Annotated in this window: 26 protein-coding genes; 2 read left to right on the top strand and 24 right to left on the bottom strand. The window is 31.9% G+C overall.

The window, feature by feature from the left end:
- Positions 1-145: 145 nt before the first annotated feature.
- The 21 genes from KJ971_07810 to KJ971_07710 form a co-directional block, all read right to left on the bottom strand.
- Entirely contained in the window at positions 146-883 is a 738-nt protein-coding gene (locus KJ971_07810) for an endonuclease/exonuclease/phosphatase family protein (GenBank protein ID MBU1145736.1), read from the bottom strand.
- A 120-nt stretch (positions 884-1,003) separates the two neighbouring features.
- Positions 1,004-2,080, bottom strand: a complete 1,077-nt coding sequence (gene buk / locus KJ971_07805; GenBank protein MBU1145735.1) for a butyrate kinase — start codon at positions 2,078-2,080, stop codon at positions 1,004-1,006.
- On the bottom strand, positions 2,049-2,966 hold the full coding sequence (locus KJ971_07800; protein ID MBU1145734.1) for a bifunctional enoyl-CoA hydratase/phosphate acetyltransferase: 918 nt from the start codon (positions 2,964-2,966) through the stop codon (positions 2,049-2,051). Before KJ971_07800 ends, buk begins: the two co-directional genes overlap by 32 nt.
- Positions 2,959-3,522 (bottom strand): 2-oxoacid:acceptor oxidoreductase family protein, encoded by a 564-nt coding sequence (locus KJ971_07795; protein ID MBU1145733.1) that lies wholly within the window; start codon positions 3,520-3,522, stop codon positions 2,959-2,961. The genes KJ971_07800 and KJ971_07795 overlap by 8 nt, the downstream gene beginning before the upstream one ends.
- Entirely contained in the window at positions 3,515-4,264 is a 750-nt protein-coding gene (locus KJ971_07790; protein MBU1145732.1) for an MFS transporter, read from the bottom strand. The genes KJ971_07795 and KJ971_07790 overlap by 8 nt, the downstream gene beginning before the upstream one ends.
- On the bottom strand, positions 4,264-5,331 hold the full coding sequence (locus KJ971_07785; protein MBU1145731.1) for a 3-methyl-2-oxobutanoate dehydrogenase subunit VorB: 1,068 nt from the start codon (positions 5,329-5,331) through the stop codon (positions 4,264-4,266). Before KJ971_07785 ends, KJ971_07790 begins: the two co-directional genes overlap by 1 nt.
- Positions 5,331-5,549, bottom strand: coding sequence for a 4Fe-4S binding protein (locus KJ971_07780; protein ID MBU1145730.1), 219 nt, complete (start codon positions 5,547-5,549; stop codon positions 5,331-5,333). Before KJ971_07780 ends, KJ971_07785 begins: the two co-directional genes overlap by 1 nt.
- A 10-nt stretch (positions 5,550-5,559) precedes the next feature.
- Positions 5,560-6,207 carry an ATP-binding protein gene (locus tag KJ971_07775; protein ID MBU1145729.1) on the bottom strand — a complete coding sequence of 216 codons (648 nt, stop codon included), beginning with the start codon at positions 6,205-6,207 and terminating at the stop codon, positions 5,560-5,562.
- Between the two features lie 3 nt (positions 6,208-6,210).
- Positions 6,211-7,281, bottom strand: a complete 1,071-nt coding sequence (locus KJ971_07770; protein MBU1145728.1) for a leucine dehydrogenase — start codon at positions 7,279-7,281, stop codon at positions 6,211-6,213.
- Positions 7,282-7,439: 158 nt separating this feature from the next.
- Positions 7,440-7,772 (bottom strand): Smr/MutS family protein, encoded by a 333-nt coding sequence (locus KJ971_07765; protein ID MBU1145727.1) that lies wholly within the window; start codon positions 7,770-7,772, stop codon positions 7,440-7,442.
- Between the two features lie 44 nt (positions 7,773-7,816).
- Complete coding sequence (locus tag KJ971_07760) at positions 7,817-8,812, bottom strand: hypothetical protein (protein MBU1145726.1); 996 nt, start codon at positions 8,810-8,812, stop codon at positions 7,817-7,819.
- An 86-nt stretch (positions 8,813-8,898) separates the two neighbouring features.
- Positions 8,899-10,449 carry an L-glutamate gamma-semialdehyde dehydrogenase gene (gene pruA, locus KJ971_07755; protein ID MBU1145725.1) on the bottom strand — a complete coding sequence of 517 codons (1,551 nt, stop codon included), beginning with the start codon at positions 10,447-10,449 and terminating at the stop codon, positions 8,899-8,901.
- Between the two features lie 23 nt (positions 10,450-10,472).
- The gene (locus KJ971_07750) at positions 10,473-11,618 is read right to left on the bottom strand and encodes an FAD-binding oxidoreductase (protein ID MBU1145724.1); all 1,146 of its coding nucleotides are present in this window, start codon (positions 11,616-11,618) and stop codon (positions 10,473-10,475) included.
- Positions 11,608-11,889, bottom strand: coding sequence for a (2Fe-2S)-binding protein (locus KJ971_07745; GenBank protein ID MBU1145723.1), 282 nt, complete (start codon positions 11,887-11,889; stop codon positions 11,608-11,610). Before KJ971_07745 ends, KJ971_07750 begins: the two co-directional genes overlap by 11 nt.
- Complete coding sequence (locus KJ971_07740; protein ID MBU1145722.1) at positions 11,879-12,364, bottom strand: 4Fe-4S binding protein; 486 nt, start codon at positions 12,362-12,364, stop codon at positions 11,879-11,881. The genes KJ971_07745 and KJ971_07740 overlap by 11 nt, the downstream gene beginning before the upstream one ends.
- Positions 12,354-13,448 carry an NAD(P)/FAD-dependent oxidoreductase gene (locus KJ971_07735; protein MBU1145721.1) on the bottom strand — a complete coding sequence of 365 codons (1,095 nt, stop codon included), beginning with the start codon at positions 13,446-13,448 and terminating at the stop codon, positions 12,354-12,356. The genes KJ971_07740 and KJ971_07735 overlap by 11 nt, the downstream gene beginning before the upstream one ends.
- Positions 13,445-13,750 (bottom strand): (2Fe-2S)-binding protein, encoded by a 306-nt coding sequence (locus KJ971_07730; protein MBU1145720.1) that lies wholly within the window; start codon positions 13,748-13,750, stop codon positions 13,445-13,447. Before KJ971_07730 ends, KJ971_07735 begins: the two co-directional genes overlap by 4 nt.
- Before the next feature lie 156 nt (positions 13,751-13,906).
- The gene (locus tag KJ971_07725; protein MBU1145719.1) at positions 13,907-14,704 is read right to left on the bottom strand and encodes an ABC transporter permease; all 798 of its coding nucleotides are present in this window, start codon (positions 14,702-14,704) and stop codon (positions 13,907-13,909) included.
- Positions 14,705-15,577: an ABC transporter ATP-binding protein gene (locus KJ971_07720; GenBank protein ID MBU1145718.1), complete on the bottom strand. Its 873-nt coding sequence runs from the start codon at positions 15,575-15,577 to the stop codon at positions 14,705-14,707.
- An 86-nt stretch (positions 15,578-15,663) separates the two neighbouring features.
- Entirely contained in the window at positions 15,664-16,182 is a 519-nt protein-coding gene (locus KJ971_07715; GenBank protein ID MBU1145717.1) for a GNAT family N-acetyltransferase, read from the bottom strand.
- Positions 16,169-17,590, bottom strand: coding sequence for a PLP-dependent aminotransferase family protein (locus KJ971_07710; protein MBU1145716.1), 1,422 nt, complete (start codon positions 17,588-17,590; stop codon positions 16,169-16,171). The genes KJ971_07715 and KJ971_07710 overlap by 14 nt, the downstream gene beginning before the upstream one ends.
- Positions 17,591-17,706: 116 nt before the next feature.
- Between KJ971_07710 and pdxS the strand changes: the two genes are divergently transcribed.
- Both pdxS and pdxT read left to right on the top strand, forming a co-directional pair.
- Positions 17,707-18,582 carry a pyridoxal 5'-phosphate synthase lyase subunit PdxS gene (gene pdxS / locus KJ971_07705; protein ID MBU1145715.1) on the top strand — a complete coding sequence of 292 codons (876 nt, stop codon included), beginning with the start codon at positions 17,707-17,709 and terminating at the stop codon, positions 18,580-18,582.
- Positions 18,583-18,585: 3 nt separating this feature from the next.
- Positions 18,586-19,161: a pyridoxal 5'-phosphate synthase glutaminase subunit PdxT gene (gene pdxT, locus KJ971_07700; protein MBU1145714.1), complete on the top strand. Its 576-nt coding sequence runs from the start codon at positions 18,586-18,588 to the stop codon at positions 19,159-19,161.
- Positions 19,162-19,237: 76 nt separating this feature from the next.
- On the opposite strand, the gene KJ971_07695 is transcribed toward pdxT, so the two are convergent.
- From KJ971_07695 to KJ971_07685, 3 genes are all read right to left on the bottom strand, one after another.
- Entirely contained in the window at positions 19,238-20,590 is a 1,353-nt protein-coding gene (locus KJ971_07695) for an MFS transporter (GenBank protein ID MBU1145713.1), read from the bottom strand.
- A 246-nt stretch (positions 20,591-20,836) separates the two neighbouring features.
- A complete protein-coding gene (locus KJ971_07690) occupies positions 20,837-21,484 on the bottom strand; it encodes a class I SAM-dependent methyltransferase (protein MBU1145712.1) in 648 nt (215 codons plus the stop codon).
- Positions 21,485-21,595: 111 nt separating this feature from the next.
- The gene (locus KJ971_07685; protein MBU1145711.1) at positions 21,596-23,038 is read right to left on the bottom strand and encodes a flotillin family protein; all 1,443 of its coding nucleotides are present in this window, start codon (positions 23,036-23,038) and stop codon (positions 21,596-21,598) included.
- Positions 23,039-23,050: the final 12 nt, after the last annotated feature.

Raw genomic sequence — 23,050 nt, 5'->3', positions numbered from 1 at the left:
GTTAAAAATATTGTAAACGTTTACCTATATTTAAAATAATCGAGATTTAATTCATGAATTTGTGAAAATATTTTCATAATTAGCAAAATATATATAGCCTTTTTAAGTGTAATGGAAACAGAAAAATAAATTAAATATATCTTCTTCAAATCGTTATTTCGACTGTAACGGGAAAATGGTCTGATAAATAATTCTCTGTATTTTTTTGATCCAATATTTTGGAGTGAATCGATTTTAAATGCTTTGAAACATAAATGTAATCAATGGGTTCTCCCTTGGTAATTCCAGTAAACCCATGAAAAGTATTGCAAAGTAATTGTTCGCCAAGATAAATGCTTTTAAATTCGTTTTCATGCAATAATTGATGAATGCTTGCAGAAGGAATGGCATTAAAATCTCCCATAATAACTTGTGGATAAATTGTCTTTTGTTTTAAATAATCAAGAATTACTTTCATTTGCATACACTGAATTTCTTCACTTTGATAATCAAGATGAGTATTAACTACACTTATGAATTTATCTTCGTTTGTTTTGAATAACCCATATGTGGCAATTCTAATGTAGAAACTCGTTTCAAATCTACTTTCTTTATTAGGTGAATCTGATAACCAAAAAGTTTCAGTAAAAACAAGAGTTAGCTTTAAGGTGTCGTACAAAATAGGTGTAAATTCTCCATTATTTGAGCGTGGTAGTCCAACCATCCGATATCTTGTTAATTTATCCATTAAATAATCAAGCATTTCCAGATTTGGCTCTTGAAGTCCTATAATATCGGGATGTTCCTTATTAATGAATTTGGCAACTTCATCTTTTCGATACTCCCAAGAATTCATTTTATCTACTTCAACATTAATTCTTACATTAAAAGACATAATTTTCATCTAAGTACTCCTTATTTTTTATCAATTACTAAAACAGTAAATGGATTAACCTTATAAATAGTATATCACTAATTTAAAAAAACAAGAAAAAGACAACCTCTATTTGAAAGAGGTTGTCTTTTAATATACTTGTGTAATATCTTGATTTTGTAGAACTCTTAAAGTCCCTTCTGCTAAAGCTCTCATTTCGTCTTCACCAGGATAGATAGAAATTGGAATGATAGGATGTATATAGTCTTTAAGATAGTTAATAAAGATTTGATTGTTAGCTAACCCGCCAGTTATAACGACTCCATCAATTTTTCCTGAGGCAACGAAATATAAACTACCAATTTCCTTTACAACTCTATAAGCCATTGCTTTAAAATAGAACTCAGCTTCTTCATCTCCAGCTTTAATTCGCTTATCTATTTCAAGGCCATTAGAAGTTCCTAAATAAGAAACCAATCCTCCATTACCTACAAGCATTTTTTTTACTTGTTCTTTCGAATAAATTCCAGAAAAACAAATATCTACTAAAGGAAAACTTGGAAGGGTTCCTGCACGTTCAGAAGAAAAAGGACCATCTCCACCTAACGCATTATTTACATCTACCACTTTACCTTTTTTATGGAGTCCAACACTAATTCCTCCACCTAAATGGCAAACAATTAAGTTTAAATCTGAATATTCTTTTCCAAGAAATTTTGCATGTTTTCTCGCGATAGCTCTTTGATTTAACACGTGAAACACACTGGTTCTTTCAATGCCTTTTAATCCAGAAACTCGAGCTAAATCATCAATTTCATCTACACAGACTGGATCAACTATATAGGCGGGCTTATTTAAAGGCTTTGCAAAATCAGAAGCAATCAAGGCTCCAAGATTTGATGCGTGAGACCCGTATTTACATGTCTTTAAGTCAGAAAGCATCTCTTCAGTTATTAAGTATGCTCCACCATGTTTCAAAGGTTTAAGCATTCCTCCTCTTCCAACAAACACATCGATGTTCTCAGGTGCATATCGGCATTCTGTTAAAAAATTGGTAATGATTTGCTTTCTAAAATTGAGTTGATCAATAATCGTTGGAAATTTTTTCAACTCATGAACATCATGTTTTAGATTTGATTCTTGAATTAATTTATCGTTAATAAAGATTGCTACTTTTGTTGAAGTAGATCCTGGGTTAATGACTAATTGCAAGTAATCCATCTTGATTCACCACCGCCAATAAGATTGAGTTTAGTTTTGAAATTCTTGAATCTGCTCGACTTGTAAGTATAATGGGAACTTTTGCTCCAATGATAATTCCTGCAGAATCCCCAGAAGCTAAAAACACAGAAGTTTTATAAAAAATATTTCCACCATCTAAATTAGGAAAAACTAAAATATCAGCTACACCTGCAACATCACTAACAATGCCTTTGTGATGAACAGATTCCATTGATACAAGATTATCAATCGCAAATGGACCATCAATTAAGAATCCTTTGTTAGCATCTTTATTAAAGTAGTCTACTACTTCCTTGGCATCAAGGGTAGATTTAATTTTTGGATTCACTTTTTCTACTGCAGAAACCATTCCAACTTTTGGACAATGATACCCTAATCTTTTAGCTAAAAAGACAGCATTTTGAACCAACATAATTTTTTCTTCTACATTCGGTTCAATATTCATAGCTCCATCAGTTGCAAACAAAACTCGATCAAGAGTTGGAAAACTTACAATTCCTACATGCGATAAAAGTGTGGCTTCTCGGATTCCGTATTCTTTGTTTACGACACCTTTTAATAAAATTTTGGTATCAATAAGCCCTTTCATAATTAACTCAACTTCACCAGCGTTCACCAAATCAAGTGCTATTTTAGTAGCACTTTCAGGGTTTTGTTCTTCAATGATTTGATAAGGAGGCTCAAGAGAAAGTTCTTGAATATACTTTGAAATAATCGCAGAATCTCCAATCAAAATTGGTTCGATAATGTTTAATTTGCATGCGTCATTTACTGCATTCATTACTGCGTCATCGTGGGCAAAAACTACTGCCATTTTTTTTCTTTTTACATCTTTAATGATATGTCTTAATTCATCAAGATTTTTAAGCATAAGTTACTCCTGAGTCTTTAATATAATCTTTACCTCTTTGAATGGCTTCCATATTGATATCAACCATATGAGCTTTTTTCTCGCCTAAAAATTTATGTAATATTTTTTGAATGGTTTGATCTGAAAACAAATTAGTAAGTTCTAAATATGCCCCCATCATTACCATGTTGGCAACTTGCATTGAGCCAAGTTCAGCAGCAATATCATTAATTGGTACGCCTATGCAAACACCTTGATCTGATGAAATATGCTCTTTAACTAAAGAAGAATTGTATAAAATTAAACCATTTTCTTTGATTTTATCTTTAAATTTTTCAAGGGATGGTGCATTAAAGGCAATAACATGATTTGCTTTTTGAAACACAGGTGAATTAATCGTTTTTTTAGAGATAATGACAGAACAATTTGCAGTTCCTCCTCTTGTTTCAGGTCCATAAGAAGGAAACCAAAGTCCGTATAATTCATCATTTGTAGCACTATAGGCTAAAATTTGACCAAACATCATGACTCCTTGTCCACCAAATCCAGCTACTTTAATATTCGTAGAATCATTCATTGATTTCACCTTTATCCTTAAAGACTTTAAGTGGAAATACTGGCGTCATCGCATCTTCAACCCATTTAAGGGCATCAACAGGTTTCATTCCCCAGTTTACAGGACAAGTTGATAATACTTCAATTAATGTAAATCCTCTTTTTTCTTTTTGATAAGTAAATGCTTTTTTAATGGCTTTTTTTGCTCTTATCACTTGTTTTGGATTATACGTTGCGACTCTTTCTAGATAGGCAACTCCATCAATTTGTGAAAAGATTTCACTAATTTTTATCGGACCTCCTGTAACCTCTAGACTTCTACCAAATGGAGAAGTTGTAGTTTTTTGGCCAATTAATGTAGTCGGAGCCATTTGTCCACCTGTCATACCATAAATTGCGTTATTCACAAAAATGACTGTGATGTTTTCTCCGCGATTTGCTGCATGAATCGTTTCTGCGATACCAATAGATGCTAAGTCTCCATCTCCTTGATAAGTAAAAACGATATTATCTGGTAAAACCCGTTTGATTCCAGTTGCCTCTGCACAGGCTCTACCATGAGGAGCTTGTTGCATATCACAATTAAAAAATTGATAAGAAAATACAGAACATCCTACGCTTGCAACACCCACAGTACTTCCTAACACATCAAGTTCTTCTAATACTTCTGCTACTAATTTATGAATAATTCCATGAGTACATCCAGGACAATATGTTAATGGTTTATCTGTTAAGCCTTTTGATTTTTGATATTTGATTTCCATTATTTAACCACCTTATCCTTAAAATTTTTGATGGCTTGAACAACTTCCTCAGGTTCAGGAACCATTCCACCAACACGCCCAAAGAATCCAACTTCAAATTTACCGTTGTTGGATATTAAAACATCATCAAGCATTTGCCCCATGCTCATTTCACAGCAAAGTATGCCTTTACAATCTTCACTAATTTCTTTAAATGCTGCTTTAGGATAAGGCCATAATGAAACAGGTCGAATCATTCCTACATTAATGCCTTCTTCACTTAATAATTCTATCGCAGAACGACAAATTCTTGCCATGGTTCCATAAGCAACAATTACGTATTCTGGTTGACTCATATTAATTAGTTCAAATTTTGTTTCATTGTTTTTAATTTTTTGATACTTTTTTTGTAGCTTAAAATTATGTTGCTCTAATTCAACTGGATCTAAAAACAATGAATTCACAATGTTTCTTCCAAGATGATTTGCTGTTCCTGTTGTAATATAATCTTTTTCAGGAATAAATCTAGTTTTAACAGTTTTATCAAAATCGACAGATTCCATCATTTGACCAATTAACCCATCGACTAAAATCATAACTGGATTGCGATAATAATCAGCAATGTCAAATGATTCCTTGACTACATCTATGGTTTCTTGAATGGTTTCCGGTGCGAAAACGATAACTTGATAGTCTCCATTTCCTCCGCCTCTTGTCGCTTGATAATAATCAGCTTGTGAAGGTTGAATTCCACCAAGCCCAGGTCCTCCGCGCATTACAGAAATAATAACACATGGTAATTCAGCACCAGCAATATAAGAAATTCCTTCTTGCTTTAAAGCAATTCCGGGTGAGGAAGACGAAGTCATAACTCTAGCTCCTGCTCCTGCTGCTCCATATACCATATTAATTGCCGCAACTTCAGACTCTGCTTGTAAAAAGATTTTTCCGTTTTTTAATAAATATTTGGATAAATATTCAGAAATTTCATTTTGAGGAGTAATTGGATATCCAAAATAAGCATCGATTCCACCTTTAATTGCTGCTAAGGCAATTGCTTCATTGCCTTTCATAAGTATTTTAGCCATTATTTATTCACCTCGACTGTAATAACAGAATCGGGACACATCATTGCACAAAATGCACAACCAGTACATTTTTCTATATCATTTACTTTGATGATGTTATATCCTGCTTTATTTAAGGTTGTTTTATCTTGGTAAAGAATGTGTTGTGGACAAAATTCCACACATAACAAACATCCTTTGCATTTTTCATAATCAAATATTGTTTTTCCTTTTGGCATGTGTTCCTCCTTAGTACCATTTTTTTCTTAAATAGATTTTAATTGGTAATAGTTCTCCAATTAATAAGTTTTTACCTAAATTAATATCATCTGAAATGCATGAAAAAATTACCTTTAATCCGGTCTCTTTTACAACCTCTTTTGCAATTTGTTCACCGTATAAAATATCGTCAATAGAGGTTTCCTTTAAAAGATTTGAATTATGAATCAGGCCGGTAATTTTCCATCCACTTGCTTCTTCAATATCATGTATTAATTGAATGATTTTCTCTTTTGTACTTGTTTCTTCTCGGAATACATTAATGATGAGTAAATTATCAACCTCTTCATTGTTTGTATTATCAAATTGACGTAGAAGTTTCGCTCCTAAATCGTTACCACCTAAATCATAGATAGCACTTAATTCTTTGTTTTGAAATGGAAGAAAGACTCGTTTTGAAATGTAGGGTAAATCTGCATACATTCCATCTTTCAAATCAGACGAAATGGTTTCAATTCCAAATTCTAACAAATAGGTTTTTAATTCACGACTACGAAAATAAGGATTAATAATATCAAGATCTACTAGTACATTGAGCTTTTTTTGAATTGCTAAGTTTAGCGCTATTTCGGTTTTTCCTGAGCCATAATATCCCGTAATAAAAGTAATCCGTTTCATAGATTACCTTTTAATATAATTCGAATGAACGTTATTAATTGTTTCGATTCTATTCTTTGCAAAAAGTTTAGCAGCTGCATGTGTTGAAATGTCTTCTTTTTTGGCAATGGAATAAATATCTATCAATCTGTCATAAATTTTAGAAATGTCTCTTTTTGATCTTTCTTCATTATAGATAACAAGTTCATGGTATACGTTAATTAGTCCACCGGCATTGATAACAAAGTCAGGAGCGTATAAAATGCCTCTTTCTTTAATCATTAATCCATGTTTTTCTTCGTCTTCTAAAACGTTATTTGCTGAACCTGCAACGATTTTAGCTTTAATTTGAGGAATCGTATTATCGTTTAATTGCGCACCCATTGCACAAGGTGAAAATACATCAACATTCAATGAGAAGATTTCTTCTGGCTTAACAAATTCAACTTCTGGATGTTCTTTTTTCATTCTTGAAATATGGGATGGATTGATTTCTGTAAAGTAGATTTTTTTTGCTTTTGCTTCAAGTAAAAAATTAATTAAATAATATCCTGTTTGTCCTGTTCCTTGTACAGCAAATGTATATTTAGAGATATCATCATCTCCAAAGGTAACTTGTAAAGATGCTTTGATTCCATAAAAAACTCCTAATGCAGTGTATGGAGATGGATTTCCTGATTTTCCTTCAAGTCCTACTACGTAATCTGTTTCCATATGAACATAATCCATATCTTTTGTTGAAGTATTTACATCTTCTGCGGTAATATAGCGTCCATTTAAACTTTGAACGTATCGACCTAAAGCTCTAAAATAGGCTTCGTTTTTGACAACATTTGCATCACCGATTAAAACAGTCTTTCCTCCACCTAAATTTAATCCTGCTGCAGCTGCTTTATAAGTCATTCCTCTTGCTAAACGTAAACAATCTAAAGCTGCATCTTCTTCACATTCATAATTCCATAGCCTGGTTCCGCCTAAAGCAGGTCCTAAGGTTGTATTGTGAATACAAGTCATTCCTTTTAACCCTGTTGTTTTGTCGTAAAAATAGACGATTTGTTCGTAGCCGTGTTTCTCCATGTAATCAAACTTGTTCATTTTGTTCCTCCTTTTATATTTTGGTTTTCCATCCAGATTTGGAAAACGCTTACACCGATATTATAACACTTATGCTTTAAAAATCAAAGAAAAAAAAGCGGAGATTTTGTAATAAGAGAAAGGTTACATTGATTCTAAAATGTATCCTATTTTATTGGTTATTTTAAGATGACATACGTAATGCCATCATTGCCTTTTTTAAAGTCTGAATCCTTAATCAATATGCTTCGATACATCCGAATGATTTCATCATACCCAATTAAAGAAACCGTAGCTTCTCCAGGTATAAATGCTTTAATTTCATTTGAGTTTTGTTTCTTTTTTAATGTTCTATGAACCATGTTTTTAATGGTTCCTCCAACACCTGTAGACCCATATCCATGAATAATTTTAATCATCTTTTCTGATTTGTTCTCGCGAAGAATTCTTAATAGATTGGTTTCAGCAACTAAAGTAGTTGGCATCATTGATTTTATATCAAATGTTTTCATATAAGATTCTCCTTTTTTTCTTCATTCTCAAATTTCGATTTACATTATTTTTTGTATTTAATCCCTTCAAGTGATACTTCAAAACGACAAACAGTATCCTTTGGATCTAATGCCGATTTCAAACACTTAATTTTTAATTTTTGATCTAGTATCACTTCAAAAGGAAATTTTTCAAATCCTGCACTACAATAACACCAGTTTTTTGAAATATGAACTTCTTTTTGTTTAATGGATTCTCTAGCAAATGGACAGTGACATGCAAAATACCTTTTTTCTTCTGATGAATTGGCATTTAAATAAGACACTGTATCATAAGGAATTTTGGTCATATACAATTTATTGTCTTTTAAGATTGCTGATAGTAACTCTTGATCCTTGGCTACAAAATCTACTACTTCTTGTGTAATGTCTTGTTCAAACCATACTTTACGTTCATCACAGTGTGCTTGTAATTCTTTTACTTTTCGAAGATGTCTTTCTTTTAAATACACTTCTAGAGATGGAGCATTTTCGTATTCAATTTTCTCAGGTAATATTGCTTCTTTTGAAACATCATGGTTATTTCCTGTCAAGATTTGTTCAACTTGTTCTTGAGAAAAATCCTTTTCAAGCCTCTTTACAAATTCCTGAGTAAAAAAAGGAATTCGTTTTGGATGTGTTCCAAGTTTTGGAATAGGTAATCCTTCCATGATTTTTTCCATCAATTCTTTTCCAGATAATCTTTCGAGTCTTTTAAGAATTTGTTCGATTACATCTATTCCACCTGTATATCTTGTAAGATGAATAAATAAATCATTTCTTTTTGCGACTCTATAATATCTAAGTAAAACGATAAATGCTTCCACCGTGGAAGAGTTGTTTTCTAATAACAACGCAATGTATTGATCCAAATAATTTGAATCAATTTCATCAATGAAAAGATTTTGATGTAGTTCATCTAAAAATAATTGAAAATTCAAAATTATTTTTTCAGCAAATAGATAATCTACTTCGGGCAAATGATTTCTTTCATACAATGCTTTTAATTCATCTAACTTCATAAATTTTACCTACCTTTATATATTTTAGGATGATATATTCATCTAATTTACGAAAGAAAACACCACAAAAATGTGATGTTTAATCATCATAGAGCTTCTGAAATTGATTTCCCTTGCATATGTAGTACTAAATAATCTGGTCCCCCAGCTTTTGAATCGGTACCACTCATGTTGAAACCACCAAAAGGTTGATATCCAACGATTGCACCAGTACATTTACGGTTTAAGTATAAATTTCCTACATGAAAATCATCTCGTGCCATTTCTAAATGCATGCGATTATTTGAAAGAACAGCTCCGGTCAATCCAAATTCTGTATTATTAGCCACTTCAATTCCTTCTTCAAATGATTTTACCTTACAAACAGAAAGAACAGGTCCGAAAATTTCTTCTTGCATGATTCTTGCCATAGGGTCTAAATCAATAAAAACCGTTGGTTCAATGAACCATCCAATTTTTTGATATGTCTTTCCACCAGCTACTAATTTGCCTTCTTTTTTTCCGATTTCGATGTATTGAGATATGCTTTCAAATGCTTTTCCATCGTTGACAGGACCCATATTATTGGAATAATCGGTTGGATCTCCCATTTGAATTTTGTTTGTTATTTCAATGATTTTTTTAACAACCTCTTCATAAACATCTTGATGAATGATTGCTCTTGAACAAGCACTACACTTTTGGCCACTAAAACCAAATGCAGATTTTACAATGGCATCCGCTGCAAAATCACAGTCAACATCACTATCAACTAGTATTGCATCTTTTCCGCCCATTTCAGCGATTACCCTTTTTAACCAAATTTGTCCTTTGTTCACTTTAGCTGCATTTTCGTAGATTGATTGTCCTACTTCTTTTGATCCAGTAAAAGAGATAAATCTAGTCTTGGGATGTTTGACAAGATAATCTCCAATTTCAGAACCTCTTCCTGGAAGAAAATTGAGTACACCCTCTGGCAAGCCAGCTTCAATTAATACTTCTTGAAATTTATAACCAATGACTTGAGTAGTCATGGCTGGTTTTAAGATAACACAGTTTCCACTGACAATGGCAGCTGATGTCATACCCGTTAGAATTGCAAGTGGAAAATTCCAAGGAGTTATAATTGCTCCAACACCTAGTGGAATATACTTGTATTCGTTTCTTTCAATGTTTCTTCTGCTTAAAACGACATCATCAATTCGATCCATTGATAACATTTGTCTTCCATAATATTCTAAAAAATCAATGGCTTCTGCAGTATCAGCATCTGCTTCTGGCCAGGGTTTTCCTGCTTCAAGGGTCATAAGAGCACTAAACTCAAATTTTCTTCTACGTAAAATAGCTGCTGCTTTAAATAAAACATCGCTTCTGATTTTAGGAGATACTTTTTTCCAGATTTCAAAAGCATTTAATGCTGCCTTCATTGCTTCATCGGCTTCTTTCACTCCTGCTTGACAAATTTGCCCAATCACTTGCAAATGATTGGCAGGGTTTAAAGAAGTATACGTTACTTTAGTGAAAACTTTTTCTCCTCCAATGATTAAAGGATATGTCTTACCTAAATAACTTTCAACTAATTTTAGAGCCTCCTTGTATTTTTCAATTACAAGTGGATTTGAAAAATCTGTTAAAGGTTCTGTTACATAATCATACATTGCCAAATGAATCATCCCTTTCTTTATACCACTGATTGTTCGTAATCAGTTGGATTATTTAATGCAAATCGGTTAATGCTTAAATCAGTTACATCTAACGTTGTTTTTTGTTTTAGTATAATTTCAGATAGTAGTATTCCTGTCATAGGAGCAAACATAAACCCATGTCCTGAAAATCCACATGCCATATAAAATCCTTCTAATTGGGGTGTATCACTTATGATTGGTTGCCTATCAGGAGAAATATTATACGATCCTCCCCATTGTCTAATCACTCTTAAATCTCCGATAATGGGCAATATATGACATACTGTTTTTGCCATTTCATCTAAAAATTGCCATGAAGAACTCGTGTTATGTCCTTTTGGTTCAAAAGGATTTGATCTTCCCATGATGAAACTTCCATGTGGTACTTGTTGACAATAGATATTTTTAGAAAAGCTCATCACCATTGGTCCTTGAATTCTCTCAATCGGTTCTGTCACAAGTATTTCATGATTCTCAGAATAAACAGGAATATCAATTTTAACCATATCTCCTATTTCTTTAGCATATCCACCTGCAGCGTTACATACTTTTGATGTTTCAATTTCTCGTTTATCAGTGACAACTTTAGTGATTTTATTGTCAATTACAATGATTTCTTTTACTTGTTCAAAAAAGAAAAATGTTACTCCAAGTTTCTTGGCAGCTTGAAAATAAGCATCTGTCATTTTAAAAGGATTTAAATGACCATCTGTTTTGCAAAACGTGGCACTAATAAAAGCTTCTGTATTTAAATGAGGAACTATCTTTAGCGCTTCTTCTTTTGACACTTTTACTGAAGGAATGCCAACACGTTGTTGTAAAGTTACATTTTCAGTAAATTGTAAGTCTTCTTCTTTGGTGCTAGCAAGAATTAAGTAACCTTCTTGTTTAAACTCGATATCTTTATCATATTCTAAAATTTCTTTTGCATTTTCAAAAAACTCAATGCTTTTTTTTGCTAAAATACAATTTGCTTTGGTTCCCCATTGTTGTCGAACTCCTGCCCCACATCTCCCTGTTGAACCCATTGTTAAATATCCTTGGTCAATTACAATGATATCTTTTACACCTTTGGCTGCTAAATTATAAGCAATGCTAACTCCGCTGATTCCAGCGCCAATAATAACAATTTCAGCTTTCATTTTTAAGAGCCTCCACAATTGATTTTAGTTTAACTCCCGTTGTAAGAGGTCTTGTTTTTTGAGTAAATACTTCTTGTGGTGCTTTATGCAAAAATTTAGCAATTTCTCGTTGAATGATTTCACCGCAAGTTTGACCTTGACAAGGACCCATTCCAATTCGTAATTGTCTTTTTAAATCTTCAAATGTTGTATAACCTTCCTGTAATAATGTTTGAATTTCATCTAAAGTGACGTCTTCACATCGGCACATTATAATATCTTTAGTTTTCATTTGGACACCTTATCGTAACAAATTCATATAGATTCTTCTTTTCAACACTTACTGTAACTAAAGCTGTTTTATCTTGTTTTGAAGTAAGGATCACACTTAAGATTAACGCATCTCCTATTACTTGACCAGCCCGATTTAATGCATGCCAGATTTGGCCTTTTTTAGGAATAGGTAGAAATTCGTAAGGTATTTTAAATTGCAAGGAATCTTTTAGAATTTGAACAACCATTATGGCAAGTCCAGGACAACTCGAGATGCAAATTCCACAACCAGTACATAATTTTTCATTTAAAACAGGTTGTAGATTAATGTCTTTTCCAATGGTTATCGCATGGAAAGGACAACTCGTCTCACAAGGATTACAAGGAATATCTTGATAACATTCTAAAAGAGCTTTCGGCTTTAAAAGTGCGCTTTGACTTGGAAACTTAGAAAGGAGATCTTCTTTTGTTGGAATGCCTGTTTTAGTAAGCATGATTATTCTCCTCTAGTTTAATTAGTCCTATCCTGGTTTTTTTACCAAAGAGGCCACTACGCAAATTATCTAATTGAAGATGCAAATCTTCATATAAACTGTGAAACAATGGATGAATATATCCTAGTTGTTTTGAAACAATTAATCCAGTTAAAGCTCCTTCAACAATAGCACTACTTGCTTCTTCAACTCCAGTAACGTCTCCACAAACAAACACATTTTTCATGCTTGTTTCATGATCTTTATTGATACGAGGAACAAGTCCTCCTAATTCAGGTACAAATTTCATTTTTATGTCTGCCATAGATAACAGTTGATGAAGTGGTGATAATCCAACAGAAATACATAATGCATCACATGTGATTTCTGAAGTAGTATTAGGAATTTCCTCCCATGAATCATTTAATTTTGTCGTTATGATTTTTTCCAAGCATTGATTTCCTTCTGCTCTTTTGATAGTCGTTTGACAAAAAATAGGAACCCCTAAACGTTTTAGTTTAGATGCATGGACTAAATACCCTCCAATCGATGGAGAAGCTTCAAGTAAAGCTTTGACTTTCACACCAGCTTGAATCAATTGATAGGACACGATTAACCCAATATTTCCGCTTCCAACCATTACGATTTCTTTACCAGGTAAAACGCCATTTAAATTCATTAAAGTTTGAACAGCTCCTGCCCCATAAATTCCAGGCAAATCATTATTTTCAAACGCTAAGACTTTTTCAGATGCTCCTGTTGCAATGATGATAGATTTGGCATGATATTTCTTATAAATATCATTATGGATTGTTGTTACAACATAATCTTTATAAAGTCCAACAACTGTCGTATTTAGTAAAACTTCTAATTGATTTGGATACTGATTAATAGCCACAATTAGTTTTTTCGCAATATCCAATCCTCTTGTTTTAGCAAATTGTTTTTCAGATCCAAAAAACTTATGCGTTTGTTTTTCAAGTTGACCACCAAGCGAAAAATTTCTTTCAATAATAAGCACTTTACACCCAGCTTCAAGAGCGGTTTTTGCGGCAGATAATCCTGCTGGTCCTCCGCCAATGACAATCAAATCTTTTTCAATCATTTTAAGGCACCAAGCCCTTCTTGACTTTCAACAATCATGCCTTCTTCTAATAACGTAATACACGTCTTAACGTTTGGAACATTATTGACTCTCATAAAGCAAGATCCGCAATTTCCAATGGCGCAGTAAAAGCCTCTAGGTCTTAGTTCTTTTATACTTTTACTAAGCACTTTAATTCCTAATGCATGTAATGCGGAAGCAATCGTATCGCCTTCAAAACCAAATATACTTTTACCGTTAAAAAGAAAAGAAATTTGTTTTTTAGGCGAAAAATCTAAAATTGGATGTTTTTCAATCCTCATGTTCTCACCACTTTCACAACTACTATAATAACATAAAGCGCTTTCATAGAAAAGACCTATTTTTCGAAAAATAAAAAGGACCGAAGTCCTTTATGTTTGTGTAAAATTAAATTCAAATAATAAAGAGGATTCTCAAGACAAATGCTTATCAATCCTTTATACAATGAACTCTCGTTTTTTAAATAATGTATAAGAAACGACAAGCCCAACGATTGTTAATCCGACAAAAACCACAAAACTAATCCATTCAAACGAGAAGTCGTTTTTCAAAATCTCTATGGGATTCGAAAAAGTAAAAGGCGTAATATATTGTAGCTTCTTTAACCATTCATTGTTGGTCATAAATGAAATGACTGAAATGATGTAAAACGGAAATGGGATGGCAATGGCTATCATATTTTTGGAACTTGATTTTAAGAAACAAGCTAAGACAAAACCAAGATAACCTATTATTAAAAACATAACTGTATTTAAAACTGAAAAGATTACAAATAGTCCAACATCAATGGATTCTTTTACCGTTATAAATCCAATTACACAAAATAAAGTGTTAATAAGAGAGAAAACTACGATATTAAACGTAATTTTAATCAATTTCGTAAAGTAAAATGTGCTTCTTGGATAAGGAAGTGAATAGAGACTTTCAACTGTTTTTTCTTTTTCATCTTTGTAAATCGCATTAAAGCCTTCTAGCACCGCAAACAAAGCTCCAAATATTTGAAGCATCATAGCACCTTCTGTTGCAAAATACTCCATAATGGTATCTGGCAGACCACCAAAACTATTCATTATATCGTAAAATTCCTCTGGAATTGCAGCATACATATCTTTTACCATTGGAAATAGAATAATGACCAAATACATCGTTATCGCTAAACTAAAAGACCAAACTAAAAGACCTTTTAAACTTCGCTTAATTTCTAAACCAAAAAGAGTTTTGTTAAAAAATTTCATTTATTCCAACTCCTTCTTGTAGTATTTTAATACAATTTCTTCTAAGGAAGCATCGCGAATGGTAATATTTTGAAAAGACTGAAGACCAACACTTTGAATCAACGTATTGATGTTACCTTCGTAATCGTAAAAAGCTTCATTATCAATTGTTTTGGTTAAAATCAATCCAGGAATGTTTTGATCTAACATTGGAGGAGATAAAATTATCTTTTTATGTTCTTTTATATTGATTTCACTCATTTTGAAAATAAAACTAACAACACCATCACGAATCAAAGCGACTCTATCACAAACTTTTTCAACTTCACTTAATACATGACTGGATAAAAAAACGGTAACTCCTTTTTTCTTTTCTTCAAGTAAAAAGTTAAGAAATGTTTGTTGCATGAGTGGATCAAGGCCTGTAGTTGGTTCATCTAAAATAAGTAATTTAGGTTCGTGTAGTAATGCAACTACTATTCCTAATTTCTTTTTATTTCCAAAAGAGAGTTGACTTACTATTTTATTAATATCTAAATCAAATAAATCGATTAATTCAAGCATTTTTGAATCTGAAACTTTTCTCATGTTTTTATAGAAGGTTAATACTTCCATTACCTTCATTTCTGGAAAGAAAAAAGCTTCACTTGGAAGATAACCAATATCATCATTTATTTGCCAAGATTCTTCATTTATTTCTTCTCCAAAAATACTTGCATATCCTTTTGATTTTTGAATTAAGCCAAGTAATACGCGAATCAAGGTAGTTTTCCCAGCTCCATTAGGCCCCACAAAACCAAAGATTTCCCCTTCTTGTACTTCAAATGTAGCTTCTTCTAATCCTCGAGAAGTTCCATAGTATTTATTTAGCTCTTTGATTTCAATTACATTCATGTTATCCCTCAGTTCCTTTAAAATTTTACTTATAGTATAAAAATAGACATTTCTTATTTTACCATGATATAAAAAATTAATAAAGACTATTTAACTTCAATCCAATATCTTAAAACTACATTTTTGTTTTCTTCTATAAACTCATTCTCAAAAAGACCCCCACATCTTTCAATTGTTTTTTTGGAAGGCAAATTATCTTTATTGCAAATAAGTAGTGCTTTGTCAATCCCTCTATTTTTCGCTTCAAGAAGTGCTAAATTTAACATGATTTTAGCATAACCTAATCTTCGTTTTGATGGTTTAATCCCGTATCCTATATGCCCTCCTATATTGGTTAGCAACTCATTTAATTGATGCCTGATGTTTACAACACCATAAATTTCTTCCTCTTCGTCAACAAAAACAAACGTTGAAGACGGCATATATCCTATTTTTACCGTTTCTATGTTTTCTTGTTTTTCTAAAAGTTCTAAATACGTTTCAAAAGGCAACCCAAACATTCTAGAAGTAAATGGAGACATTTTTTCGTCTTTCCAGTCTTTGACATACTCTAGATATTTCTCTTTATGTTGCTCATTTAATTTAATTAATTTAAATGATTTCATACGTTTTTTTCCACGCCCTTTCTAAAAGTTTAATTGCACTGATAAAGTCATTTTCAAGAAAATTAGAGTAACCCATGACAATTGCTGGAAATTCCGGTCGATTGGTTTTACAATTAAAATATTCTTTTAATCCATAAATACGAATTTTTTCTTTTTTCGCACGTTCAATAAGCCATTCTTCCGATACATTATTGGGAAATTCCAGTAAAAAATGAAGGCCTGCTTCTTCTCCAATTACTTTGCAAACTGGCCCAAATTTACTATGTTTAATCAATTCAATAAAAGTATTTCTTTTTTCTTTGTAAATTCCTTTCATTTTATTTAAATGTCGCTCAAATAACCCTTTTTCAATAAAACGACTTAAGATAAGTTGATTCAAAACTGGCACTGTATTTGAAATGAATTTAAACTTTGTGTTGTACTCATGCAATAAGGATTCTGGCAAGACCATAAAACTAATTCGTAATGTTGGAGCTATGCTCTTTGAAAACGAGTTTAAATAAATCACTTTCCCATTATAATCTAACCCTTGCATCGCAGGAATTGGATTTCCTGAGAAACGAAATTCACTATCATAATCATCTTCAATAATATATCGGTTGTCTTTTTCTTGAGCCCATTTTAAAAGCGCAATTCTTCTTGCAATGGGAATGACTTTTCCAGAAGGAAATTGATGACTTGGTGACACGTGAATAATGTTAGCTTTTGTTTGTTTTAGTAATTCCAAACTAAATCCTTGTTCATCTAGAAAAATATAATTTGTTTTCGCTCCATATGCTTGATATAACTTTTGAATTTTTGTGTAACCAGGATCTTCTAGTGCATATTCACTTTCTTTTCCTAAAATTAAAATCAAAAGTCCAATCAGAAATTCTGAACCTGCTCCTACAATTATCCGATCAGGCGTTGTTTTGATTCCTCTAAATTGATACAAATAGGAAGCAATTTGTTCTCTTAAAGGCTTCACTCCTTGAGAATCCATTTGATTTATTAAATCAATTTGAGTTTCTAATACAACTTCTTTTTCAAGTTTCACCCAAGAATTATAAGGTGAATTTCTTGAATCAACTACATTCGTTTTAAAATCATAAAGATATATTTCCTTTTTTGGCTTTTGTGAGGTTGTTTCCTCTTTAGGTTGGCTATGATCATCAAAAAAATGATGCACAGATGGTTCTACATAAAATCCGCTTTTTGGGATGGAACGCAAATATCCTTCAGCGAGTAATTGTTGATAAGCAGACTCAACAGTCACTTGACTAATTTTTAAATGCGTTGCTAGTTTCCTTTTAGAAGGCATTTTTTCATTGGCAAACAATTCATTTAAATGAATTAGTTTTTTGATATAACGGTACAGCTGTTCATACATCGGAATTTTTGATTCTCTGTTAAAAAAGATTGTTATCATATTTTCTCCAAACTGACCTTATTAAAATAATGCAAACTGAGTATTTACTTAATATCAGTTTCATCTATAATATAATCAATTAATGACAAATTGTCAATATCAAAGGAGAAAGAATTATGGATAATAAACGTTATGAACTAAACAAAGAACTTGCTCAAATGTTAAAAGGCGGAGTAATTATGGACGTTACTTCAGCACAACAAGCTAAAATTGCTGAAGAAGCTGGAGCTTGTGCAGTTATGGCTTTAGAAAGAATCCCAGCAGATATCCGAAAAGTTGGAGGAGTATCTAGAATGAGTGATCCAAAACTCATTAAAGAAATTCAAGCTGCTGTGTCCATTCCTGTCATGGCAAAAGTTCGAATTGGACATTTTGTTGAAGCGGAAATTCTGGAAGCCCTTGAAATTGATTACATCGATGAATCCGAAGTGTTATCTCCTGCAGATGATATTTATCATATTGATAAAACGAATTTCAATGTTCCATTTGTTTGTGGAGCGAAGAATTTAGGAGAGGCTTTAAGACGAATTGATGAAGGGGCTTCTATGATTCGTACAAAAGGCGAACCTGGAACCGGTGATATCATTCAAGCAGTAAGACATATGCGTTTAATTCAAAGTGAAATGAGAAGAATTTCTTCTTTAAGAGAAGACGAATTATTTAATGCCGCAAAAGAATTACAAGTTCCTATTCACTTATTAAAATATGTTCATGAATTCGGAAAACTTCCTGTTGTAAACTTTGCTGCAGGCGGAATTGCAACTCCTGCTGATGCTGCTTTAATGATGAAACTAGGTGCTGAAGGTGTCTTTGTGGGATCAGGAATCTTTAAATCTGGAAATCCTGCCAAAAGAGCACGTGCTATCGTTCAAGCGGTAACCAACTTTAACGACGCTAAACTTCTTGCTTCTTTATCTGAAGACATTGGAGAAGCAATGGTTGGTATCAACGAAAGCGAAATTGCATTATTAATGGCAAACAGAGGAGAATAATGCATGAAAATCGGAATACTTGCTGTTCAAGGAGCATTTAAAGAACACGCTGACACACTTGACAAACTTAACATATCTCATTTTGAAATTAGACAACGAAAAGATTTAGACACAAAAATGGATGGTTTAATTTTACCGGGTGGCGAAAGCACCGTTATGAAAAAATTGATAACTGATTTACAACTTTTTGATAAACTTTTTGATTTGATTCAAGCTGGATTGCCTGTATTTGGCACTTGTGCAGGCTTATTATTACTAGCAAATGAAATCTCAAATGATGAAAGAACTGTATTTAAAACAATGCATGTCACGGTAAAACGAAATGCATTTGGAAGACAACTTGGCAGTTTTAAAGCGTTTGATCTATTTGAAGGCAAAACCATTCCAATGATTTTCATTAGAGCGCCATACATTGAGTCAGTTTCACCAGATGTAACGATATTATCTACCGTTAATGGATTAATTGTTGCTGCAAGACAAAACAATCAATTAGCAACAGCTTTTCATCCTGAATTAACTGATGATACAACAATTCACGAATATTTTATAACAATGTGTAAAAACGCTTCTTTAAATTAGCAAATAATAAAAACACCATTTTGAAAGCAATGAATTGCTTCTAGTGGTGTTTTTATTTCTATAGGATATATAATTTTTAAGTTAATTTTTTTAGTTCTTTACTCCTAAAAGCAATCAATGTAATAATTACCATTCCAGCAATCATCATTGCTAAAGGATAATAAATGCTGTAATTATCTATAAAGAATCCTGCAAGCAATGCCGTAATTGGAAATAATATTCCACCTATACAATCAATTAGCATACTAACTTTTCCTATTTTATCTGGTTCAATATACTTTTGCATCGATGCTTGAAGCGGGGCATTGACAATAGCATTAATAGATCCTGCCATAAAATTAATCAATATAAAACCTATAATAAACATATTAATGGTAATAATTTCCACATCAAAAGAACGAATTATCATATAATATAAAAAAGCTAATAAAATGAATAAACTGCCTCCGATTCGAAACAATTGATATATCTTGAATTTGCTTGCAATTATACTAATTACAATGCTTAAGATGATAATTCCAATGCTTTCAGCAAATTCTGATAATGCAAGCAGATATTCAGGAGCTATTACTCCATCAAACGTAAAATACTCTTTAATCATATATGGGACTCCCACACTAAACCATGGCGCAGTAAGGGTAGTACTTACTAAAACTATTAAAGTTATCATAAGTATTGGTTTTCCTTCATGAAAAATGTAACGAACTGCTTCTTTGATTTCAACATAGATGTGTTCAATAATTTTTCCGATTTTCGAATTAGAATTTTGAACTCTATCTTTATTTACATTATTATTTTCTGCTAAAATTATTCGATCTAAATTTTTAGGAGTATCGTATTTAATGAACATTTCTGAAATTGCAGACAAGATAAAACTAATTCCATTAATGACCATTAAAAGAACAATTCCAAAATTCAAATAAAGTACTGCACCAAATAGTAACCCTGCAATAGTTTGAACGCTTCTTGTTATTTGCATAATAGAACTTGCAGACACTAATTCATTTTTTTCAACTAATTGAGGAATCAAAGCGGTAGTAGCTGGTGCAAAAAAGGCGCTTTGAATTGCAATAAAGAATAACGCTGAATAAATAACAACTAAAATCATTGATGTGTTATTTGTTTTCATAAAATAGGAAACAAGTAATCCAACAGATATATAGATGATTCCTCGACCAAAATCGGTAAGATAAAGTACTTTGACTTTCTTTTTCCATTTATCCGTGAAAGTTGCTGCAATGGGTCCACATAGGAAAACAATGAAGGACCAAATTCCAATGTAGGTTGCAGTCACGGTTGCTTTCCCTGTCAGGTCAAGCAAAAACAATGCAATTCCAAACCCATATATTCGACTACCGATTCCACTAACTAAATTTCCGAAAAATAATAGCAAAAAGTTTTTGTCTTTAATATAATTGTACTTTAACATTATTTACACCATCTTTCATCCGTTTTTTATTAACAATGTCAATTACAATATTAATTATATTAATTTATGTTGATAATTGCAAGTGTTATTTTATTTTTTTAATAAAATATTAAAAAATATTAAAATCCATATCGAATTTTATTGATTTTGTTAATAAATATATTGTAATTTTAAATTTTACAATAAAAAATGACATACATTTTCAGTATGTCATGATTCATTAAATGCTTTCAAAAGCGCTAAATACTATTTGTTTTGAAGAGTAATGTAACGATGATTATTTGTATATATCATTTTAAGCCCATTTTTTTTTGCTATAAATTCGATTGTTTTCGTTGTATAAAATGATATATGACTATGATCTCTTATATAATACCAATCAATAAATTTATCTTCATCATTTGGATGAAATAAGGTCATAATTGAAAGAATGCCATCTTTAGCTAAGAGTGATTTAAATAAAGCAAAATAAATTAACGGATTTTGTAAATGTTCAATGACTTCAGTTGAGGTAATTACATCGTATTTTTGGGTTTCATACACTTTTAATGGTGAAAAAAACAGATCATATATTTCAACTTCAAAATCATAGTCTTCTTTTAATATATGAGCTAATACTGGTGTAGGACCACTTCCAAAATCTAACACCTTTTTACCATTTGCAAACGGTAATACGGAATGGTTAACAAATTCTTTTAAGAAAGTTACATATCCTAAATTTTCCAAACTGTTGTTGTGAAAATTATAGATTTTTAATTCCTGTGCTTCAGATATTAAATTATCTTCGTCTTTAGAAATAAATTCACAATTTTTGCAATAATAATAATTACCTTTTAAAATCGGATGATATATCTCTATTGTTGCACATTGACAAATTTTACAAACTTCATTCATTTTATATCATCCTTTTTTATATTAAACATTTACTCTATTATATCATGTTATTCTATATAAAAACTTAAAAAGAAAAAGCCACTATATTTAATAAATAGTGGCTTAATTCGTTTATTTAGCTTCTTTCTTTACTACTTCTATTTTAGGTTCTTCAACTTTCACTTCGACTTTTGTTTCGGTTTTAAGTTCTTCTCCTAGATATTTAGGTAATTCCATTCCTGCCATATTAAACAATTCTTTCATAGGTGGAATAGATTTCATTAAGGATGAAAGAAAGTTTGCGGTTGAGGTAGTTCCATCTTTAGAAGATCCACTGTCCCAAACGGTAACTTTATCAATCTTAAGATTTTTAATAGCTTCAACTTGAATAGCAACTAAAGTTTCTAGTTTATCAGCAATTAACATTTTAATAGCTTCATCAGGTTTTCCGCCTGCAGCCTTCACTAAAAGCATAAATCCTTCGGATTGTTTTGACAGAACTTCAAAAGTACCTCTTGCTTCAGCTTCCATTTTCGAAAAGTTACCATCTGCTTCACCTTTTGCTCTTCTTCTTGATTGCTCTGCAGTGGCTTCGGCTTCAATAACTAATTTTTCCTTCTCAATTTCAGTTCGAACCAAAACATCTGCTTCAAGAGTAGCTTTTTCACGGGTAGCACGAGCTAATTCAGCACTTTGTTCTGCAACATAAGCATCTTCTAAAGCTTTCGCTGCGGCGATTTTTTCTGCGGTTTGAGCTCTTCTTAATGATTCTGCTTCTATTTCTCTTCGGGTAGCATTGGATTGAGAAATTTTTCCAAGAGAATCATTTTCACCTGCAATAGCAGTTGAGTTAGCACTAGCAACTTGAATTCTTTGGTCTCTTACAGCGTTGGCCTCACCAATTGAACCATCTCTGTTTTTTTCTGCAACTGATTTTTTTGCATCATTAATTGCTTTAGCAGCTGCTTCTTTTCCTAAAGCTTCGATGTATCCAGATTCATCATTAATATCGGTTACGTTAACGTTAATAAGTCTTAATCCAATTTTTTTAAGTTCTGTTTCTACGTTATCAGAAACAGCTTCTAAGAATTTGTCTCGATTTGTATTGATTTCTTCAATATCCATCGTTGCAATAATTAAACGAAGTTGTCCGAAAATAATGTCTTTTGCTAATTCTTGAACTTCAGGTAATTGAAGACCTAATAATCTTTCAGCAGCATTTTGCATAATTCCAGGTTCTGTTGAAATACCTACTGTAAATCTAGATGGTACATCAATTCTAATATTTTGTCTTGAAAGTGCACTTTTTAAATCCACACTAATTGAAATTGGTGTTAAATCTAAAAATTGATATGCTTGAATAAATGGATAGATAAATCTTGCTCCACCATGAATACAAGTTGCGGATTTATTCGTCCCATCTAAATTATTTCCTACTTTTCCATAAACAACCATAATTTTATCAGATGGGCATTTTTTAATTCTTGATACAATAAAAATTAATACTGTAAATACCAGGACAATAATGGTAATAATTAATCCTACGACTTCAATTTTTAAAAAAGTATTAAACATAATAATCTCCTT

The organism is Bacillota bacterium, assembly GCA_018818595.1.
GTDB lineage: Bacteria > Bacillota_I > Bacilli_A > Izemoplasmatales > Hujiaoplasmataceae > JAHIRM01.
The sequence above is the reverse complement of the archived record's forward strand: the minus strand, read 5'-3'. Positions and strand labels throughout refer to the sequence as shown.

Bases quoted from the DNA above. Each gene is read 5' to 3' on its own strand.
- KJ971_07800 (MBU1145734.1), bottom strand. From the start codon at position 2,966: ATGCTTAAAAATCTTGATGAATTAAGACATATCATTAAAGATGTAAAA.
- pruA (MBU1145725.1), bottom strand. From the start codon at position 10,449: ATGTATGATTATGTAACAGAACCTTTAACAGATTTTTCAAATCCACTT.
- KJ971_07750 (MBU1145724.1), bottom strand. From the start codon at position 11,618: ATGAAAGCTGAAATTGTTATTATTGGCGCTGGAATCAGCGGAGTTAGC.
- KJ971_07740 (MBU1145722.1), bottom strand. From the start codon at position 12,364: ATGCTTACTAAAACAGGCATTCCAACAAAAGAAGATCTCCTTTCTAAG.
- KJ971_07695 (MBU1145713.1), bottom strand. From the start codon at position 20,590: ATGTTAAAGTACAATTATATTAAAGACAAAAACTTTTTGCTATTATTT.
- KJ971_07745 (MBU1145723.1), bottom strand. From the start codon at position 11,889: ATGAAAACTAAAGATATTATAATGTGCCGATGTGAAGACGTCACTTTA.
- KJ971_07810 (MBU1145736.1), bottom strand. From the start codon at position 883: ATGAAAATTATGTCTTTTAATGTAAGAATTAATGTTGAAGTAGATAAA.
- KJ971_07780 (MBU1145730.1), bottom strand. From the start codon at position 5,549: ATGCCAAAAGGAAAAACAATATTTGATTATGAAAAATGCAAAGGATGT.
- KJ971_07685 (MBU1145711.1), bottom strand. From the start codon at position 23,038: ATGTTTAATACTTTTTTAAAAATTGAAGTCGTAGGATTAATTATTACC.
- pdxT (MBU1145714.1), top strand. From the start codon at position 18,586: ATGAAAATCGGAATACTTGCTGTTCAAGGAGCATTTAAAGAACACGCT.
- KJ971_07765 (MBU1145727.1), bottom strand. From the start codon at position 7,772: ATGAAAACATTTGATATAAAATCAATGATGCCAACTACTTTAGTTGCT.
- KJ971_07775 (MBU1145729.1), bottom strand. From the start codon at position 6,207: ATGAAACGGATTACTTTTATTACGGGATATTATGGCTCAGGAAAAACC.
- pdxS (MBU1145715.1), top strand. From the start codon at position 17,707: ATGGATAATAAACGTTATGAACTAAACAAAGAACTTGCTCAAATGTTA.
- KJ971_07770 (MBU1145728.1), bottom strand. From the start codon at position 7,281: ATGAACAAGTTTGATTACATGGAGAAACACGGCTACGAACAAATCGTC.
- KJ971_07785 (MBU1145731.1), bottom strand. From the start codon at position 5,331: ATGGCTAAAATACTTATGAAAGGCAATGAAGCAATTGCCTTAGCAGCA.
- KJ971_07725 (MBU1145719.1), bottom strand. From the start codon at position 14,704: ATGAAATTTTTTAACAAAACTCTTTTTGGTTTAGAAATTAAGCGAAGT.
- KJ971_07690 (MBU1145712.1), bottom strand. From the start codon at position 21,484: ATGAATGAAGTTTGTAAAATTTGTCAATGTGCAACAATAGAGATATAT.
- KJ971_07790 (MBU1145732.1), bottom strand. From the start codon at position 4,264: ATGGAAATCAAATATCAAAAATCAAAAGGCTTAACAGATAAACCATTA.
- KJ971_07760 (MBU1145726.1), bottom strand. From the start codon at position 8,812: ATGAAGTTAGATGAATTAAAAGCATTGTATGAAAGAAATCATTTGCCC.
- KJ971_07710 (MBU1145716.1), bottom strand. From the start codon at position 17,590: ATGATAACAATCTTTTTTAACAGAGAATCAAAAATTCCGATGTATGAA.
- KJ971_07735 (MBU1145721.1), bottom strand. From the start codon at position 13,448: ATGATTGAAAAAGATTTGATTGTCATTGGCGGAGGACCAGCAGGATTA.
- KJ971_07720 (MBU1145718.1), bottom strand. From the start codon at position 15,577: ATGAATGTAATTGAAATCAAAGAGCTAAATAAATACTATGGAACTTCT.
- KJ971_07795 (MBU1145733.1), bottom strand. From the start codon at position 3,522: ATGAATGATTCTACGAATATTAAAGTAGCTGGATTTGGTGGACAAGGA.
- KJ971_07730 (MBU1145720.1), bottom strand. From the start codon at position 13,750: ATGAGGATTGAAAAACATCCAATTTTAGATTTTTCGCCTAAAAAACAA.
- KJ971_07715 (MBU1145717.1), bottom strand. From the start codon at position 16,182: ATGAAATCATTTAAATTAATTAAATTAAATGAGCAACATAAAGAGAAA.